The organism is Flavobacterium sp. (genome assembly GCF_043780635.1).
In the GTDB taxonomy this organism is placed as follows: domain Bacteria; phylum Bacteroidota; class Bacteroidia; order Flavobacteriales; family Flavobacteriaceae; genus Flavobacterium.
Genome location: NZ_JAYWCK010000032.1, coordinates 1 through 17,691, shown reverse-complemented (window position 1 = coordinate 17,691; position 17,691 = coordinate 1). Strand labels below are relative to the sequence as shown.

Here is a 17,691-nt window from a genome sequence, read left to right as displayed (position 1 = left end):
TAAAAGGTTAATTTTGTATTTATGAAAAAGAGTGTATTAATAAGTGGAGGTTCAGGATTTATTGGAAAACAATTGACAAATTTGCTGATTGAAAAAGGGTATTCCGTATCTATTTTGAGCAGAAGCAAGAAACAAAACACAGTTGATGTTTCGTATTATCAGTGGGATATTTCTGCTCATTCTATAGAAGAGGAAGCGGTGCTGAAGGCAGATTACATCATACATTTAGCTGGCGAAAATATTGCCGAAAAGCGATGGACAAAAGACCGGAAAGAAGCAATTGTGCGTAGTAGAGAAGAATCTGCCCAATTGATTTATGATGTTTTAAAAAAGAACAATAAAAAGCTGGACGCCTTTGTTTCGGCTTCAGGAATTGGGATTTATGGGGCTATTAACGGTTCTATAATTTGTATCGAAAATACCCCACCTGAAAATGATTTTTTGGGGACGACTTGCCAGAAATGGGAAAATGCTGCTGACATTATTGGAAATTTGGATATTCGGACAGTGAAAATCCGCACAGGTTTAGTGCTAGGTAAAGAAGATGGTTTCCTTAAAAAATTAACGCCTATTTTTAAATTCAGGTTGGGATCAGCACTAGGGTCAGGAAAGCAATATATGCCTTGGATACATATTAATGATTTGTGTACTATTTATCTTGAAGCTATAAATAATACTAAAATGAATGGTGCTTATAATGCTGCAATCAGTGATAATACAACGAATACTGTCTTTTCAAAAACATTGGCAAAAGTCTATGGCTATTCTATTTGGTTGCCAAATGTTCCTGCCTTTTTGATAAAGTTAGCATTAGGTGAAATGGCTCAAATTGTATTAAACGGAAGAAGAGTTTCTTCGGAAAAGATTGAGAAATTGGGGTTTAAATTCCAATTTGTAAATTTGGAGAATGCTCTAAGGGACTGTTTGGGAAAATAGATTTATTTCACCAGAAAATTAGTTTTAATATTTACGGTTTTAGATACTTTCTTGGTCAAAATTTGTGGAATTTCTATATTGAAATCATCTGAGTTTACATCAAAATTAGCGATAATTTCTAGGGCGTCATTTATTTTTCTGATTGTGATATTGGTGTTGATTTCTTTTGATTTTCCGTGCAATACCAGTTTGCCATTCAATTTGAATGCTTTTGGAGAAGTTCCAATGATATTTAAGTTGAATCCCTGAATTACACCTTCGAAAGTAGCTTTAGGATATTTGTCGCTTTCTATATAGTTTTCGTTAAAATGTTCTTCCATTAAAGCAATTTTAAAACGAAATCCTTTCATTAAAACTAAACTTGCAATTTCACCAGTTTTTGTATTTAAAACACAAGTAACGGACTCGTTTTTTGCTTTCACTTCTTCAAATGAAGGAACTGAAGCCTCAAATGTTATGGTGCCTGTTTTGGTGATTTTTTTGTCTTGGCTAAAAGTTTTAAAACCCGTTAAAATCAAAATTGCTGATAATACTATAATTTTTTTCATAAACAGATGCTATTTGATTATTGTGTAAATCCGGTATTCTTCCAGGCGATGACTTGATCAATATTACTTTGTGGCAATCTCGTTCCTCCGTATGGCATCATTCCTGGAGCATCCTGAGCTTTTGAAATTCTATCTATTAATCCCCTGCTTAACACCGCATCTTTCACGTTTTGGTAGCTAGTAAGCGACATTGGTGCACCATTTGAAGAAATATTCCCGTGGCAGAAATTACAATTATTATCTATAATTGATTTTATTGAATTAGTATAAGTTATTGTAGCCTGAGTACTAGAATCCATCAAATCCGATTCCGAATAGTTTGTACAACTCAGTAATAATAAAAATAGAATACAGATGACAGGGAAAAGTTTTGTTTTCATCATTCAATTTTTTACGTGTTAAAATTATAATTTAAAAATGATTTATTAACAATTATTTTGTTAAATTTGTTTAATCAAGTCTTAATAAATGAAAAAGAAAGTAATAATATTCTTTTTTTTGCTGCTTATAGTTGTAATCGGGGCTTGTCTTTATACCTATAAAGATCATAGAGATATAGCCACCGAGAAAGGTAGTTATACTATTGCCGCAACCGAAATTTTTTCGGAGTTTCGGACCAATGAAAATGTTGCAAATGCTAAATACTTAGATAAAACAATTGAGGTTACCGGCGATTTATCAAACATTGATGTTGCAACAAAGTCTATTGTCATTAATGATAAGTTATTTGCAACATTTAAAGAGGGAATTCCCAAAACGCTTCAGTCTAATTCCAAAATAAAAATCAAAGGTCGTTTTATAGGATATGATGCTTTAGTGGAAGAATTAAAAATGGATCAGTGTGTTTTAGAAACCCCATAAAATATTCATTATGAAATATTTTCAAATAATATTTTTCTTATTCCTTTTTCAACTTGGATTCTCACAACAAAATATTTTTGATATCGCCAGAAAAGGGACAGTTGAGGAATTAAAAACAGCAATGAAACAAAACCCAGACGTTATTAATTCTGTGAATGAGGAAGGATACTCCCCTCTAATTTTATCAAGTTATAGAGGAAATATTGAGGTTGCCAAATTTCTAATTAACAATGTGAAAGACATAAACGGGAGTAGTCCAATGGGAACTCCTTTAATGGCTGCTGTTGTAAAAGGAAATAAGGAAATAGTTGTAGCTTTATTAGAGAATAATGCCAATCCAAATTTAACCGACGCCAATGGCACAACAGCACTAATTTATGCAGTTCAGTTTAATAATAAGGATATTGTAAAATTACTTTTAAATTTTAAGGCAGACAAATCAAAAATTGACAATAATGGGAAAACGGCTTTTGAGTATGCTGTGTTCTCTGGTAATGAGGAAATTATTAACCTATTTAAATAAGTTTACTATGAAAAGAACTTTTACATTTTTAATTTTAATTTTTAGCCTGATGGGATTTTCCCAACAGAAATCGACAGGTGATGTATTTTTTTTAGCAAAACTCACGGCGAATTTAACGCTTGACAATTCAAATTCTACCGCAACCCTTGTTATTAAAGGGCCGTCTGATAGGTGGTTTGCGATTACATTTGGTTCTTTTGCTGATCCTGGCGCAATGGATGCGGGCAATGACATAGTTTATTTTAACGGAACTACTTTGAGGGATGCTACTCATAATGGTCAAGGAGTACCACCTTCGAATGACGCAATAAATAATTGGACAGTTACCAGTAACACCGTTTTATCAGGAATAAGAACTCTTATTGCCACAAGACCATTTGTTGCCGAAGCTACAGATTATACTTTTAATTACTCTGATACTTCAATAAGTTTGGCGGGAGCTCATGGTAACACTGCGAGCAACACATTAGCAAATCATTTTGCAAATAGATTTAATGCTGGAAGCGTAGCATTATCCTCGCTAGGAGTTGATGATTATTCTTTGAATGCCACACAGATTTATCCAAATCCATCTAAAGGGGAATTTATGGTTAAAACTAAATCAAATCTTGAAAAAATTAATATTTATTCTCAAACTGGTGCTTTTATTAAAGCATATGAAGTTAATAACAGTAATGATAGTGTTGAAGTTAAAATAAATGGAATGCAGGCAGGGGTTTACTTAATTGAATTAGTGAATGAAAAAGAAAAAACTTGGAAAAAAATAGTAGTTACAAACTAACAGATTTTTATGAAAAAACTATTCCTTTTTTTACTATTCCCAATTTGTGCATTTTCTCAAAATAGTTTATTATCAGAAATTGACACGGTCAAAGCCGATACAAAAGTAGAATCGGCTTTTAAATCTTTAAAAATTGTCAATTTAGAATCAACTAAACTAGCAGGGAAAGGTGATTTCTATTTAGTTGTTGCGCATCGATTCGATTATGTCAATCACGGGTTTGATGACTTTTTTGGTATTGATAACGCCAATACCCAAATAAAATTTTTATACGGATTCAAAGATTGGCTAACGGTTCATATTGCCCGAAGTGGTTTTGAAGAAACTATTGATTCGGGTATTAAATATCGATTGGTAGCCCAAGAAAAAGAAGGTTTCCCTTTTACAATTGTGGGGTTTAACAGTATAGCTATCAATGCTGAAATGAAGGTAGAAAATTACCCAAAATTAGAATTCGAGAATCGTTTAAGTTATGTAACACAGGTATTAATTTCCAGAAAATTTACAGATAAATTGTCATTGGAAATTGCGCCAAGCTATTTTCACGAAAATACCTTGAAAGATATTTTGGATGAAAATAATGCTGTATTAACGCCAAACCCTCAAAACAACGATCAGTTTGCGATAGGAATGGGAGGGAGGTATAAATTTGCAAAGCGTTGGTCATTTAATATGGATTATGCAGCTCATTTGAATAGAGCGAGTCAATCAATCTATACGAATCCATTTTCTGTTGGAGTTGATTTAGAAACTGGCGGACACGTTTTTCAAATGCATTTTACAAACTCACGTGCTATGCATGAAGCTGGTTATTTAGGAAAAACTTCGGGTAGTTGGAGCAAAGGCGAAATTGCTTTTGGATTTAATCTAGTAAGAGTATTCTAAAATATTAATTCAATAATACGTCTTCGTCTTTTTCAGCTCTGTTCAAGATATTATCAGGAAGTGCCTTTTTGGCTTTGGCTCCCATTTTTTTCAATTTTTCGACACTCGTGATAAGGTTTCCTTTTCCATCAACAAGTTTGTTCATCGCACCTTGATATTCGACTTTGCTTTCGTCAATTTTCTTTCCAACTTTGATTAAATCGGCGACAAAACCTTCAAACTTATCATATAAGGCTCCAGCTTGTCGCGCAATTTCAAAGGCATTTTCCTGTTGTTTTTGATTGGCCCACATACTATCGATCGTTCGCAAAGTCGCCAATAGCGTTGAAGGTGTCACTATCACGATATTTTTCTCGAAAGCCTTGTTGTATAAAGTGGTATCGTCATTCAAAGCCAATGCAAAAGCCGGCTCCATCGGGATAAATAAAAGTACAAAATCAGGACTCTCTATTTGATATAAATCCTGATAATTTTTTTCACCTAGTTGCTCTACGTGACGTTTTATCGAATTGACGTGTTCTTTTAAAAACCCACTTTTTAGACTATCATCTTCCTCATTAATGTATTTTTCATAGGCTGTCAGTGATACTTTTGAATCGACTATCATCTTTTTTCCGTCAGGAAGATTGATGACAACATCAGGAAAAACTCGTTGACCACCTTCATTGGTATGAGATTGTTGCACATAATATTCCCTATCTTTTTCCAATCCCGATTTTTCGAGTACACGTTCCAAAACTAATTCCCCCCAATTTCCTTGCATTTTACTATCCCCTTTTAATGCTTTGGTGAGGTTTAAAGTTTCCTTGCTCATTTGCGCATTCATTTCGCTCAAGCCAAGAATTTGTTGGCGTAAAGCTGCGTGATAATCGATACTTTCCTTGTGAGTATCGTCCACTCTTTTCTCGAAAAGCTGAATTTTTTCTTGCAAAGGTGACAAGATGTTTTTCATATTCTCTTTATTCTGCTCGGTAAATTTGCTTGATTTTTCTTCCAGAATTTTATTGGCTAAATTCTCGAATTCTTTGGTAAACTTTTCCTGGAGTTTTTCGACTTCATCCTTTTGTTCTTTGTTGCGTTGCCAAAGATTTTCAAAATCAACTTCTTTTTTCGTGAGTTGAATGTTTATAGATTCTTTTTCGTTGCGAATGCTTTCTTTTTCCTGAATAGTTTGCTGTACAAGTTTTTCTAAAGCCACTTTTTCAATTGAAAATTGCTCTCTTAAGTCGTTTAATTTTTCTTCCAAAAAAACTTTTTCGGATTGAGATTTTGCTGAAAAAATGAGTTTTCCAATGAAGATTCCAATAGCGAGTGCAACAATAAAAAGCAATAAAAAAGGAAGCATATTTGACATAAAAGGATAGTTTTTGTAAAAAGTAAAAGTAAGGAATAATATCAATTTAAGAATGATATAAATGGAACAAAATAAAATAAGCCAACAAGAAATTTAATTCTTATTGGCTTATCATAAACAAAATAATGTTTTTATTCGTCTAACTTTATATTTCCTCGATCTTCGTGATTGTCGGGATTTGAATTAGGATATCGGTGTGCAGTAATATCTGAGTTGTGGTCTTTGTTTTCTATCATTCTTTGAGTTTCTTTATCTGAAAAGATGTCCACGCTGGAACTCGGATTCTCATTATTTTCACTATTATTTTGTTCCGGATTTGCATCAACATTCCGCGCTCTGTGGACAATTTTTTGTTCTCCACTGCTGTTGGTTTCCACTTCTGCAACCAGTTTTGTTGCTGTAGGATCATAATTATCGGGTAGATTTTCGGTGCTGAATTCTTCCGTTGTATTTTGCTTATTGTTCATCTTTTTTGAACCTAGATCATTACTTTCCATAGTGTTTGTTTTAGTATTAATAGTGTCAACTTTTATAAAGATATTCTATTTGCTTATGGTAATTGAATCATTTAACATAGCTTTTGGTTTGTTGGATTGAATTGTATCGCTAGTCAATTTTCAATGTTGGTAAAACAAAACTATCTTTGCTATTAAAAATTAAAGCATAAATGACCCATTCTCATTTCATTCTTCACAAACCTTACGGCTCTTTAAGTCAGTTTATATATGAATTGAAACGCAAGAAAAAGCTCTTGGGCGAATTGCATAATTTCCCACAAGGAACTATGGCAATTGGTCGTATTGACGAAGATTCCGAAGGTTTACTTTTGCTAACAACAGATGGCAAAATGAGTGAAATTGTTCGAAGCAAAAAAGTGGATAAAGAATATTACGCTCAAGTCGATGGGATTATCACGCAAGAAGCGATTGAAAAAATGAAAAATGGTGTCGAAATAGGTTTTAATGGCACAAAATACATCACCAAGCCTTGCGAATCTTTTATCATCAAAGAAATTCCTGTTTTTGGCGCGAGAGGGAAAAAGATTCGGGACGAACGTCACGGACCAACATCTTGGGCTTCCATAACTGTTAATGAAGGGAAGTTTCGCCAAGTTCGCAAAATGACGGCTGCTGTTGGTTTTCCAACTTTGCGATTGGTACGAGTTCGAATAGGAAACGTACATTTGAATGATTTACAAGCCGGAGAAGTGAAAGAAGTTATAAATTTTGAATTATGAGTTATGAATTATTTAAGTAATTTGAATTAGCGCAGAAACTAAAACCCAAAACCCAAAACCCAAAACCCAAAACCTTAAATATGTTAAACATTGTTTTAGTAGAACCTGAAATTCCCAACAATACAGGAAACATTGGTCGTTTGTGTGTAGGTACTGGAAGCCGTCTGCACCTGATTCATCCTTTTGGATTTGTTATCAATGATAAAAATCTGAAACGTTCCGGATTGGATTATTGGATGCATCTTGATGTGACCGAATATCAAAATATTGAAGAATGGATTGTCCAGATTCCTGACAAGTCTCGAGTTTTTCTTATGAGTTCCCACGCTTCAACATCCATTTATGAAGCCGAATTTCAGGACGGAGATTGGTTGGTTTTTGGTAAAGAAAGCGTTGGTTTAAGCGAAGAAGTTTTAAATCGATTTGAAAATCATTTGACGATTCCAATGTCAAATTTAATCCGAAGTTTTAATATTGCTAATTCTGTTGCTTTTGTAGTAGGTGAAGCGAAGAGGCAGATTAATTTAAAGTAAGTTTTATGGTAGGAAAAGTAACTGTCAATCAGGCTTTAAGTAAGGGTAGATGGAAATTGAAATATTTGCCAATGATTGCAACTTTTGGTTGTATTGGAGGAGGGTTTTTTCTTTCTGATCAAAAAATATTTGGAGGTTGGATTATTCCAACAGGATTTGTTGCAGGATTTTCAATAGGATGGATTTTATGGAGCTATTTTGTTATGGAATGGAAAATTTGGGCATATGAGAATGTTAGAAATATTCACGAATTACAACGAAAAGCTGTTGCAGAAAAACTGATTTGGGATAGTGGAAGTTGGTTTGAAAAAACAGAGTTTAAAAATTATGAACAAAAACAAAAGTTAAAGCAATTAGAAAAAAAGTTTCTTGAAAAAGATATCTATAGGGATGATATTTCAGTTCCAAAAGAAACGATAATTTATTATTCAAGAAATACAATCGCATTTTTATTATTTCTTTATTTAGCAATAAGTGTATTAGGTGCCTATTTCTTGTTAGAAAAAGAATATATTGGTTTACTATTTTTTGGTTTTGGCTTGTACTTGTCTTATAATCAAATAAAAAAATTAAGAGAAAAAAGCCCACAAATCATTATTAATGATAAAGGGATTATATTAAAAAATGAAAATTTAATTACTTGGGATAGTATTTATAATGATAGGGTTTATAGCCAAAGTAATGGTAAAAGTTCTACAAATTACTTTGCTTTTAATGACGAAGAAATTTCAATTAATGACTTGGGAACCACATTTTCTGAATTAGAAAAATTATTACACGTTTATCGAGTTCGTTTTGAAAAGAAGAATTTTAACTAATCACGAACTTCCCCTTTTCACTATCAAAAACGATATGCTCATCTTTATATAAAGTATTGAAACTTCCTTTCATAATCAAATTGCAAGGTTGATCTTGAACCACAGTTTCGGGAGTCATAATAATCATTTCGTTGCTCAATTGTATCGCCATATCAATATCGTGAGTCGAAAACAGAATACACTTTCCGGTTTCTTGTGTGAGTTTTTTCAAGAGTTTAAAAAGCACCACTTTATGCAATAAATCCAAGTGGGTTGTGGGTTCATCCAAAATTATCAAAGGCGTGTCTTGTGCCAAAGCTCTTGCAATCAATACGATTTGTAATTGTCCGTCACTAATTTCGTAATGTCTTTTGGATATCAAATGTCCAATTTGTGTCAGTTCAATGGCTTCGTTGATTTTCGCAATATCATTGTCGGTTAATGTTCCAATCCAGTTGGTGTAAGGCTGTCTTCCCAGTGCGATGAGTTCCCAAACGGTCAAATTGCTTGGAGGCAATTTCTCGGTAAGAACTACACTGAGATTTTGTGCCAATGTCAAGGAATCTAATTCGTGAATGTTCTTTTCGTTCAATAAAACTGTTCCCGAAATGGGTTTCTGTATTCCGGTAATGGTTTTTAAAAGCGTTGATTTCCCAATGCCGTTGGCACCAATTATAGCTATTAATTTTCCTTCCTTTAAATTCAAGTTTAGATTTTCGGCAATAGTTGTTGCAGATGTTTTGGTTTTGTAACCAATGCTTAAATTTGAAGTTGAAAGGATATTTTTAGTCCTCATTTTTATTTATATTTTTTAAACACATAGAAACATAGTCGGTTGGATTATAGAAAAGAGTTTATAGTTGAAACTTTGTTTCAAACATAGCAAAATAGATTACTATTCGGGTAAGTTTTTAAAATATTCGTTTACAAAAGTTTTCTGCCCTTCTTTGAAAATATTAAAACAATTAAAATTAATTAAAATTCCTTTTGGAGCTTTTAAAAGTTTCATATAAGTCATAAGTTGAGCTTCAAATATAGGATTTAGATGAATTACAGATTTTAATTCTACAACAAGACAATTCTCAATAAATAAATCACAGTTAAAATCTATTTTGAGTTCTTTGGTTTTATATATTAGAGGAACTTTCATTTCTGTAGAAAATTGAATTTTCCTATGTAATAATTCTTCTTTTAAGCATTGATGATAAACACTTTCTAGCAGTCCTCTCCCCATAATTTTATGGACTTCAATTGCAGAGCCAATAACTTCATAAGTTAAATCATCTAAATATTTTTGTGTAATCATATTTTATTCTTTAAAGTAAATAAGCTTAGTCAATTTTTTAATTTACTTTCAAACTATGAAAAATCGAAGATTTTGTTTCTATCAACATCTTTCAAAAAACTAGAAAAACTATGTTTCTATGTGTTTAAAATAAATATTAGTTCATCATTTTACGTTTTCGAATTAACAACCAAATTACGATTGGCGCTCCAAAAATAGAAGTTACCGCATTAATTGGCAATGTTAAATCACTTCCTGGAAGTTGCGAAATACTGTCACAAATCAACATAATTATTGCTCCTAAAAGCAAAGTGCTCCAGAATAAAATAGTGTGATTACTGGTTTGAAAAATCAATTTGGCAATATGTGGAACGGCCAATCCAATAAATGCAATTGGGCCTGCATAAGCAGTAATACTTCCAGCCAAAATACTGGTGGCAAAAATAATAATCAATCGGGTTCTTTTGTAATTCATTCCCAAACTTCGGGCGTAATTTTCTCCCAAAAGCAAAGCATTCAAAGGTTTGATACTGACAAGACTTAAAAGCAAACCAATTGCTACGCAAACAGATAAAGTTACAATCGACGACCAAGACAAATTACCCAGATTTCCCATTGACCAAAAAGTAAATTTTTGCAATTGTTCAGCAGTGCTGAAATAAGTGAGTGTTCCAACAATGGCACTGGTTAAACTCGCAAACATCAAACCGACAATCAGTATTGCCATTGTATCTCGCAATCGTTGAGAAACCGCTAAAACCGCCAATAAAACCAGGAAGCTACCCAAACTTGAAGTCAAAACAATTCCATAAGAAGAAAGCAAAATAGATGATAAACCTATTGGTAAAAATGCAGCACCCAAAACAATCGTTGCCACACCTAAACTTGCCCCAGAACTCAATCCCAAAACATCGGGTCCAGCCAATGGATTTCTAAATAAAGTCTGCATTAACAATCCGCTGATGGACAATCCCATTCCCACGAGGATGGCGGCAAAAGCTTTCGGCAATCGATAATTGATGATAATGTAATCCCAAGTTTCTTTGCTTGAATTTCCTCCTGTCAGGCTATTGAAAACGTCTTTTAAAGGAATAGAAACCGATCCCAAGCTGATATTCAAAAGCAGTAGCAAAGCTAATGACAATGTCAAAATGGAGAATAATGCTATATTTCTATTGGTATTGGTCAATTTATTCTAATTTCTTAAAGAAAAAAAGTTTATGATTTGGCAATAATTTGGGATGAAAAATTTTTATCAAATCTTTCAAAACCCAGTCGGGGCGAGTAGGTGACCATTCGAAATAGATAATGCCATCTTTCGCTCCTTTGTTTACGCTGTACGAATATACTTTTTTATTTTTAAACGAAGTGAATTGATTGTAATGTGGATTGCTATCACTCATTTGCTCCAAAGATGAAAAATCTCCAGGTGCAATCCAGAAATCGGCATTTTGTGCTTTTTCCAAAATGGTTTCAAATGGCACAGCCAAACTTCCAGTTCCTTTCGTATCTGCCCATAAATAATTGGATTGTGCATCTTTCAAAAACAACGCAGCCCAACTTTTGCCTTGCGGAACATACCATTGTTCTTGGTACATTGCGCCACAAAGAACGGTTGGTTTTGATGTTGCTTTTTTGGCCAAAGCCAAAGTAACGTTGTATTCTTTTTCAATTTCTGAAAAAATAGCATTTGCCTCGGAATTCAATCCGTACAATGCTCCGAAAAATTTCATCCATTCCGCTTTTCCCAATGGAGATTGTTCTGTCCAATCACCGTTGAGCATCACTTTTAAACCACTTTTTTGAAGATTATCCAATGTTGGATTGCTGTTGTTCAACCCGAAACTCACAATTACATCGGGTTTCATATCGATTAAAACTTCGGTGTTTAGATTTTCATTGACTCCGACTTCACGAACTTTTCCGGCATCAATTAGCTTTCTGGTTTTAATGGAAGAAATATAATCCGTATTTGGAAAACCAACTAAAGTATTTTCAACTCCTAATAATTCCAAAGCCGGAATGTGTGTGGTTGAAGTCACGACAATCGATTTTATAGGCACCTGAATAACCGTAAATTGCTTCAGACTATCGGGGATAATTCCATTTTTTTCTTGAAGAATATAAGTAAAACTTTCTTTGGCTTCAGGCCAAGGATTAGTGATTTTTACAATTGAGAAGCCTTGGTGTTTGTAGATTTCCAGGCCTTTGGCATAGTGAATAGAATTTTCAAAATTTGGCGAGGTGTTCTTTAAATTTTCGTTGCTTTTTTTGCATCCGATAAAAGGTATTATTGCTAAAAATAGAATGACACGAAGAACAACAGATTTCATAAAAAGACTTTTTGAAAGAAGTGCAAAGGTATATTTATTCTGTTTTAAAAATCAATTTTATTTTTTTATTCGAATGTTAGGACTACATTTGCATCCGTATTGAGGTTGCTGTTTTTAATTTTAAAACCGCATTAAAAGGGAATCAGGTTTAAAACCTGGGCTGTACCCGCAACTGTAAGCTATCAAGCTTGTTGTTATCTACAAAACCACTGTTCTAAAAATGGAATGGGAAGGTAAACAACAAGACGCAAGCCAGGAGACCTGCCTATTACATCGAGTATCAAACTTTCGGGAAAAAAGGTTTGGGTATGGGTCATTCTATGCTTTTCTCCCATTTTTTATTATTAAAAATGTTTTATTAAAATGAACAACAAAATCGTTCGTATCAGTGCGTTATTCGTGCTGATGACCAACTGTGTTTTTGCGCAGCAAAAAGACAGCATCACTTCACCAACTCTTTTGGATGAAGTTGTAATCTCTGATTCCAAATTTGCTTTAGCCAAAGAAAAATCAGGAAAAGTAATTACCAAAATCACTTCCGAAGACTTAAAAAAGAGAGAAGGACAAAGCATTGCCGCTGTACTAAATTCGGTTGTGGGAGTCGAAATTAATGGTAGTCAAAGTGTAGCCGGGAAAAATTTAGGCTACTACATTCGGGGAGGAAAAAACAATCAAGTGCTGATTCTCATTGACGGAATTCCGGTTACCGATGCATCGGGAATTAGTTTTGAATATGATTTGCGTTTGCTTCCTGCTAACCAAGTAGAAAGTATCGAAATTATGAAAGGAGCTTCCAGTACTTTGTACGGAACTGGTGCCGTGACTGGGGTAATCAATATTACTTTGAAAAAATCCGGTAAAAAAGCAATTCAGGGAAACGCCTATTTTAATGCGGGAACCAACAATACTGCTACTGATAAAAAAACAAATTTAGAGGATTTCAATCAAGGGTTTTCGGTGAATGGAAACGTGAAAAAAGTTAATTATTTTGCCTCTTTGAACAGCACGGAAACTAATGGAATGTCACAAATTGCTCCACCAAATGAAAGTATTAAATATGAATATGACCGTTTTTCGAGAATCAATTATTTAGCTAAATTGGGTTATAGAGCTTCAGAGAAAATGACATTGGATTTCTTTGGAAATTTTGACAAAATCAACAATGATTATGATGGTGGTTTTGACAATACCGGAACAAACGATGTTAGTCAGAATAATTCCAAAACGGAACAATTTCGTTTTGGTTTTATGCCAAAATATAAATATGACAAAGGGCAATTTATTCTGAATTCCAGTTTCAATAAGATATCTCGTTCTTATAATGAATTAGACAGTTATTCTGGGACCGTTGGTCTTTCACAATACGATTCCAGAAGTGTGAATGTTGATGGGTATAACAAATATGAGTTTTCTAAATCTTTGTTTTTGGTGACTGGTGCTCAATACCAGTTTTTCGATATGAATAGTGTAACACCTTATGGAAATATCGCAAAAGAAAGTACAAAATTCAATATGATCGATCCTTATGTTACAGGAGTTTTTGCTTCGGATTTTGGTTTGAATATCAATGCTGGAGCGCGTTTGAATATTCATAGTGAATACGGAAATCAATTGGTTTATAACTTAAATCCATCGTATGATTTTAAAGGATTTCCTTTGAAGGTTTTGGCTTCTTATAGCACTGCTTTTGTGACTCCAAGTTTGTATCAATTGTATTCTCCATACGGAAATTCTACTTTGACACCTGAAAAAAACACGACCATTGAAGCTGGTTTTGAAACGCAACTTTTAGACAAAAAGCTACGATTTTCAGTAGTAGGATTTTATCGCGAACAGACTAATTTTATCGGATTTTCATCGGCCTATAAATACATCAACATCGACGGAACGAATAAAGCCAAAGGAGTGGAAACCGAAATCACTTTTGCTATAAATGAAAACATCAAATGGATTTTCAATTATACTTTTACACAAGTAGATGAAGCTTTAGATAGATTGATTCCAAAGCATAAATTGAATTCATCCTTGGATTTCCAAATTTGTAAAAGAGCCTTTTTAAACGTGAATTATCAATATGTTGATGGCAGAAATGATGCGTTCTTTGATGGGAATTCGTATACAACACAAAATGTTGTTTTGGGTTCATACCAATTGTTAAACTCTACAGTTCGATATGAATTGGTAAAAAACAGAATGACTATTTTTGGAACAGTAAACAATATTTTGAATGCTAATTTTGTGGAGAATGTAGGTTACAACTCACTTGGAAGAAATTTCAAATTGGGATTGACATTTAATCTGTAGTAATTTGGTTCCATAAAAAAGGCTCCGCAATGTCGGAGCCTTTTTTGTATTTACAAATTGTTTTATTATTCTAAAGCTTTTAATAAACCTTCGGGTGCTTTATCAAGATACATTTGGTTTTGTAGCCCGTTTACGGATTTTGAATCTTGAAAATAATCAAATTGTATTCCAGAACTTTGCTGTTTTATTTTGGCTGTTCCAGTAATTTTTCCAATGGATAAAATCAATAATGGTTCTGTTGTACTACCCAGAACATCGAGAGTACTTAAAGTTTCCGCGAGTTGAAAGGTTGGATTTAAGCCACTTTGATAATCGCCAAAACCAGCGCCATTTACAATTTTTAAAACCAGCGGTTGCATCGCATAGCGGTGACTTGGATTTCTATTTGATACGCCAAAATCAGGAGAATCGTATAAAGTTACAGAACCAACATTTTTTCCAACGGTTATATCGCCTATTTGAACAACATCAATATAAGGTTTTAGTCCATTTATAACTAATTCGCTTGCCGAAGCGGTGCTTTTTGAAGTCAGAATATAAACTTTGGTCATATTCAAGCTATTGATAGCAGTAGTTCCTATTTTATCAGTAAATAAGTTTTTCAATGATTCCGGATTATTGGCATTAAAATAGGATTCGATTTTGTCATTCCATTTTTGTTTTGCAAATACTTGTCCAGTAAATTGTCCTGTAATCATACTGGCTAATCGAGCTGCAGTCTGAATAGAACCACCACCATTGTAGCGTAAATCAAGAATAAAATCCGTGATTCCTTGTGATTTTAATGTTCCAAAAGCGTCGTTTAATTGGGTGTCATAATTTGAATAAAAGCCGTTGTACATTAAATACCCTATTTTGTGAGAACCTGAAACAATTACTTTATTGATTAATATTGGATTTTCGTCTAAAACTGTTTTTGTCAATGCAACTGATTTTCCGTTTGGCGTGTAAGCTCCACCATTTATGTCTGCGAGATTTAATGTATAGTCGTTATTAGAACCAAACAAAAGCGCTTGATAATTGCTTATCGTTAGTTGAGTTCCATTTACGCCATAAAAAACATCGCCACGCTTGATGTTTTTTGTCGAAGCATTCGAATTTGGAATTATATAACGCACCCAACCGATTAATTCCGAAGAAGTAGGTGTTTTGCGACTCAATCCAAATTCTACTCCATTATTATTAGTCGTTCCTTGAAGCATTCCTTCTAATTCTAAATAATCACTTACAATCCAACTGAATCTATCAACAGCTTCCCCTGGTTTTGGATAAAGACTTACGGGCTTATAGAGTAGGCTTTGGAATAAGGTTTCCGGTTTGTGATATCCATTCAAAAAAGTGTTCAGCGCCACTTGATTTGCAAATTTGTCATCGGATAAATTAGGAACTTCAGCTTGCCACAAGTAATATAAGTTTAGGCCTTTCCAAATGAAATCATTGATTGCCAGATTGCTTGGGACTGCAATATCGTCTTGGTCTTGGCAACTTTGGAAAGTAAATACCGCTAAAAGAAATACGATTATATATTTGAATTTAGTTTTCATGTTTTGGTTTTGATATACAACTAACGCAAAAATACCAACTTTAGTTTTATTTTATAAAAATTTGTAACAAAAATTGTTTAGATTCGTCTTGATTGTATAACCGTTTTAATAAATGCTTTTTATGGGCCAAAATGAGTTTGTGAAATTGATTGCTCCTTTCAAAGATAAAGTCTTTAGACTGGCAAAGCGATTGCTCATAAGCTCTGAAGAAGCGGAAGATGCGACTCAGGAAGTTTTAGTGAAATTGTGGAGCAGAAATAAGAATTTAGATGATTACAGCAATGTTGAGGCCTTTGCAATGACGATGACTAAAAATTATTGTTTGGATCAATTGAAATCTAAAAGAGCTGGAAACCTCCAAATTGTTCATAATGATTTCGTCAATAATGAGCCAAGTTCTGAAAAAATATTGGAAGACAAAGACAGTTTGGATTGGGTCGAAAAGAGTATTAATCAATTGCCTGAACAACAACGATTAATTATCCAGTTGCGCGATGTAGAACAGTATGAATTTGAAGAAATTGCAAAAATATTGGATATGAATGAAACCGCCATTCGCGTGGCGCTATCGAGAGCAAGAAAAACGGTCAGAGAATATATGACAAAAGCACACAGTTATGGAATCAAATAAAATAGAAACTATTTTAGAAAAATACTTTCGGGGAGAAACCAGTATTGCCGAAGAAAATGCATTGAGAGATTATTTTTCTTCGTCTAATGTTTCGTCGAATTTAGAACAATATAAACCTATTTTTGGTTATTTAACTCTGGCAAAAAAGCAAAAGTTCAAGAATGAAATTGTACTGAAATCAAGAAAACGAAATTTAGCGTGGTTATCGATCGCAGCTTCGGTAGTTGTTTTATTGGGAATTGGAACATACAGTTATTTTAATTACTATAATGCAAATCAAGATCAGGACTTAGGAACTTATGATGATCCAGAAATTGCTTTCAGAGAAACACAAAAAGCATTGTCAATGCTGTCGACTCATTTAAATACAGGGATTGAAAGCGTACAATACGTTCAGGAATACGAGAATTCCAAAAACTTAATTTTTAAACAACAATAAAAACAATTAACAATGAAAAAATTTCTAATAACAGTAGTAGTAGCATTAGTTTCCAATGCTTTTTTTGCCCAATCGGCTTTTGATAAATATGATGGGCAAGACGATGTGACTTCGATAATAGTCAACAAGAAAATGTTCCAAATGATGGGAAGCGTAAAAGTGGATGCCAATGACAAGGAAACACAGCAGTATTTAGACTTGATGAAAAAACTTGACAACCTGAAAGTGTTTACAACCACAAGTACCAGAGTTTCTGCAGATATGAAATTAACGTCAGATAAGTATATTAAAACTGCAGGTTTGGAAGAATTGATGCGTGTAAATGATGGCGGAAAAAACGTAAAAATAATGGTTAAATCCGGAGCAACTGACAGTCAAGTCAAAGAACTCTTGATGTTTATTGAAGGTGCAAACAAGGAAAATGAAACCGTATTGATGTCATTGACAGGTAATTTTGACTTAAGTGAGATTTCTGTTCTTACTGATAAAATGAAAATTCCAGGTGGTGATGATTTGAAGAAAGCTACAAAAGGAAAATAGTAAAATAAATTAATTTAGTATTGCAAGATTATTAGTTCTAATAAAAATGCCTCAATATTGCTAGAGGGCACTGAAAAAGTCATTTTAGTACTTAATTGATTAATAAATAAGGAGTAGAAAACTAGTTTTTCTGCTCCTTATTTTGTATTTTTAAGTTTAA

At 33.5% G+C, this 17,691-nt stretch carries 21 protein-coding genes and 1 riboswitch; of the genes, 12 read left to right on the top strand and 9 right to left on the bottom strand.

Features of this window, described 5'->3' with window-relative positions:
- Window positions 1-21 precede the first annotated feature (21 nt).
- Window positions 22-936, top strand: a complete 915-nt coding sequence (locus ACH2BV_RS02955; protein ID WP_395049187.1) for a TIGR01777 family oxidoreductase — start codon at window positions 22-24, stop codon at window positions 934-936.
- A 2-nt stretch (window positions 937-938) separates the two neighbouring features.
- On the opposite strand, the gene ACH2BV_RS02950 is transcribed toward ACH2BV_RS02955, so the two are convergent.
- Together ACH2BV_RS02950 and ACH2BV_RS02945 are read right to left on the bottom strand one after the other, a co-directional pair.
- A complete protein-coding gene (locus ACH2BV_RS02950; RefSeq protein ID WP_395049186.1) occupies window positions 939-1,484 on the bottom strand; it encodes a YceI family protein in 546 nt (181 codons plus the stop codon).
- Between the two features lie 17 nt (window positions 1,485-1,501).
- Window positions 1,502-1,864: a hypothetical protein gene (locus ACH2BV_RS02945; protein ID WP_395049184.1), complete on the bottom strand. Its 363-nt coding sequence runs from the start codon at window positions 1,862-1,864 to the stop codon at window positions 1,502-1,504.
- A gap of 88 nt (window positions 1,865-1,952) precedes the next feature.
- Here ACH2BV_RS02945 and ACH2BV_RS02940 point away from each other — a divergent pair, with 88 nt between their 5' ends.
- Genes ACH2BV_RS02940 through ACH2BV_RS02925 form a run of 4 tightly spaced genes read left to right on the top strand, consistent with a single transcriptional unit; the run spans window position 1,953 to window position 4,534 of the window.
- Window positions 1,953-2,345, top strand: coding sequence for a hypothetical protein (locus ACH2BV_RS02940; RefSeq protein WP_395049182.1), 393 nt, complete (start codon window positions 1,953-1,955; stop codon window positions 2,343-2,345).
- Between the two features lie 10 nt (window positions 2,346-2,355).
- Complete coding sequence (locus ACH2BV_RS02935; protein WP_395049180.1) at window positions 2,356-2,868, top strand: ankyrin repeat domain-containing protein; 513 nt, start codon at window positions 2,356-2,358, stop codon at window positions 2,866-2,868.
- A 7-nt stretch (window positions 2,869-2,875) separates the two neighbouring features.
- Window positions 2,876-3,649 (top strand): T9SS type A sorting domain-containing protein, encoded by a 774-nt coding sequence (locus ACH2BV_RS02930; protein WP_395049179.1) that lies wholly within the window; start codon window positions 2,876-2,878, stop codon window positions 3,647-3,649.
- Window positions 3,650-3,658: 9 nt separating this feature from the next.
- Window positions 3,659-4,534, top strand: coding sequence for a DUF5777 family beta-barrel protein (locus ACH2BV_RS02925; RefSeq protein WP_395049178.1), 876 nt, complete (start codon window positions 3,659-3,661; stop codon window positions 4,532-4,534).
- A gap of 4 nt (window positions 4,535-4,538) precedes the next feature.
- Here the strand turns inward: ACH2BV_RS02925 and rmuC are convergent, their stop codons facing one another.
- Window positions 4,539-5,888: a DNA recombination protein RmuC gene (gene rmuC / locus ACH2BV_RS02920; protein ID WP_395049176.1), complete on the bottom strand. Its 1,350-nt coding sequence runs from the start codon at window positions 5,886-5,888 to the stop codon at window positions 4,539-4,541.
- A gap of 131 nt (window positions 5,889-6,019) precedes the next feature.
- Window positions 6,020-6,385 (bottom strand): hypothetical protein, encoded by a 366-nt coding sequence (locus ACH2BV_RS02915; protein WP_395049175.1) that lies wholly within the window; start codon window positions 6,383-6,385, stop codon window positions 6,020-6,022.
- 170 nt (window positions 6,386-6,555) lie between these two features.
- Here ACH2BV_RS02915 and ACH2BV_RS02910 point away from each other — a divergent pair, with 170 nt between their 5' ends.
- The 3 genes from ACH2BV_RS02910 (at window position 6,556) to ACH2BV_RS02900 (ending at window position 8,476) form a co-directional block, all read left to right on the top strand.
- Entirely contained in the window at window positions 6,556-7,125 is a 570-nt protein-coding gene (locus tag ACH2BV_RS02910; RefSeq protein WP_395049174.1) for a pseudouridine synthase, read from the top strand.
- A gap of 80 nt (window positions 7,126-7,205) precedes the next feature.
- Window positions 7,206-7,658 (top strand): tRNA (cytidine(34)-2'-O)-methyltransferase, encoded by a 453-nt coding sequence (locus ACH2BV_RS02905; RefSeq protein ID WP_395049172.1) that lies wholly within the window; start codon window positions 7,206-7,208, stop codon window positions 7,656-7,658.
- A gap of 5 nt (window positions 7,659-7,663) precedes the next feature.
- A complete protein-coding gene (locus ACH2BV_RS02900; RefSeq protein ID WP_395049171.1) occupies window positions 7,664-8,476 on the top strand; it encodes a hypothetical protein in 813 nt (270 codons plus the stop codon).
- On the opposite strand, the gene ACH2BV_RS02895 is transcribed toward ACH2BV_RS02900, so the two are convergent.
- The 4 genes from ACH2BV_RS02895 to ACH2BV_RS02880 form a co-directional block, all read right to left on the bottom strand.
- On the bottom strand, window positions 8,469-9,251 hold the full coding sequence (locus ACH2BV_RS02895; RefSeq protein WP_395049170.1) for an ABC transporter ATP-binding protein: 783 nt from the start codon (window positions 9,249-9,251) through the stop codon (window positions 8,469-8,471). The two genes, ACH2BV_RS02900 and ACH2BV_RS02895, sit on opposite strands and share 8 nt — an antisense overlap.
- A gap of 99 nt (window positions 9,252-9,350) precedes the next feature.
- Complete coding sequence (locus ACH2BV_RS02890; RefSeq protein ID WP_395049169.1) at window positions 9,351-9,761, bottom strand: GxxExxY protein; 411 nt, start codon at window positions 9,759-9,761, stop codon at window positions 9,351-9,353.
- Between the two features lie 136 nt (window positions 9,762-9,897).
- On the bottom strand, window positions 9,898-10,929 hold the full coding sequence (locus ACH2BV_RS02885; RefSeq protein WP_395049168.1) for an iron chelate uptake ABC transporter family permease subunit: 1,032 nt from the start codon (window positions 10,927-10,929) through the stop codon (window positions 9,898-9,900).
- Window position 10,930: 1 nt separating this feature from the next.
- Window positions 10,931-12,073, bottom strand: a complete 1,143-nt coding sequence (locus ACH2BV_RS02880; RefSeq protein WP_395049167.1) for an ABC transporter substrate-binding protein — start codon at window positions 12,071-12,073, stop codon at window positions 10,931-10,933.
- Between the two features lie 85 nt (window positions 12,074-12,158).
- Window positions 12,159-12,357: riboswitch (cobalamin riboswitch) on the top strand.
- 79 nt (window positions 12,358-12,436) lie between these two features.
- Here ACH2BV_RS02880 and ACH2BV_RS02875 point away from each other — a divergent pair.
- The gene (locus ACH2BV_RS02875; RefSeq protein ID WP_395049166.1) at window positions 12,437-14,377 is read left to right on the top strand and encodes a TonB-dependent receptor plug domain-containing protein; all 1,941 of its coding nucleotides are present in this window, start codon (window positions 12,437-12,439) and stop codon (window positions 14,375-14,377) included.
- 65 nt (window positions 14,378-14,442) lie between these two features.
- Here ACH2BV_RS02875 and ACH2BV_RS02870 read toward each other — a convergent pair whose 3' ends face one another.
- Window positions 14,443-15,921 (bottom strand): S41 family peptidase, encoded by a 1,479-nt coding sequence (locus ACH2BV_RS02870; RefSeq protein ID WP_395049164.1) that lies wholly within the window; start codon window positions 15,919-15,921, stop codon window positions 14,443-14,445.
- 121 nt (window positions 15,922-16,042) lie between these two features.
- On the opposite strand from ACH2BV_RS02870, the gene ACH2BV_RS02865 reads away from it, so the two are divergent.
- The 3 genes from ACH2BV_RS02865 to ACH2BV_RS02855 are packed head-to-tail and all read left to right on the top strand — an operon-like array spanning window position 16,043 to window position 17,531.
- Window positions 16,043-16,552: an RNA polymerase sigma factor gene (locus tag ACH2BV_RS02865; RefSeq protein WP_395049163.1), complete on the top strand. Its 510-nt coding sequence runs from the start codon at window positions 16,043-16,045 to the stop codon at window positions 16,550-16,552.
- Window positions 16,539-16,991 (top strand): hypothetical protein, encoded by a 453-nt coding sequence (locus ACH2BV_RS02860; protein WP_395049161.1) that lies wholly within the window; start codon window positions 16,539-16,541, stop codon window positions 16,989-16,991. The genes ACH2BV_RS02865 and ACH2BV_RS02860 overlap by 14 nt, the downstream gene beginning before the upstream one ends.
- Before the next feature lie 12 nt (window positions 16,992-17,003).
- Complete coding sequence (locus ACH2BV_RS02855) at window positions 17,004-17,531, top strand: DUF4252 domain-containing protein (RefSeq protein WP_395049160.1); 528 nt, start codon at window positions 17,004-17,006, stop codon at window positions 17,529-17,531.
- Window positions 17,532-17,691 lie beyond the last annotated feature (160 nt).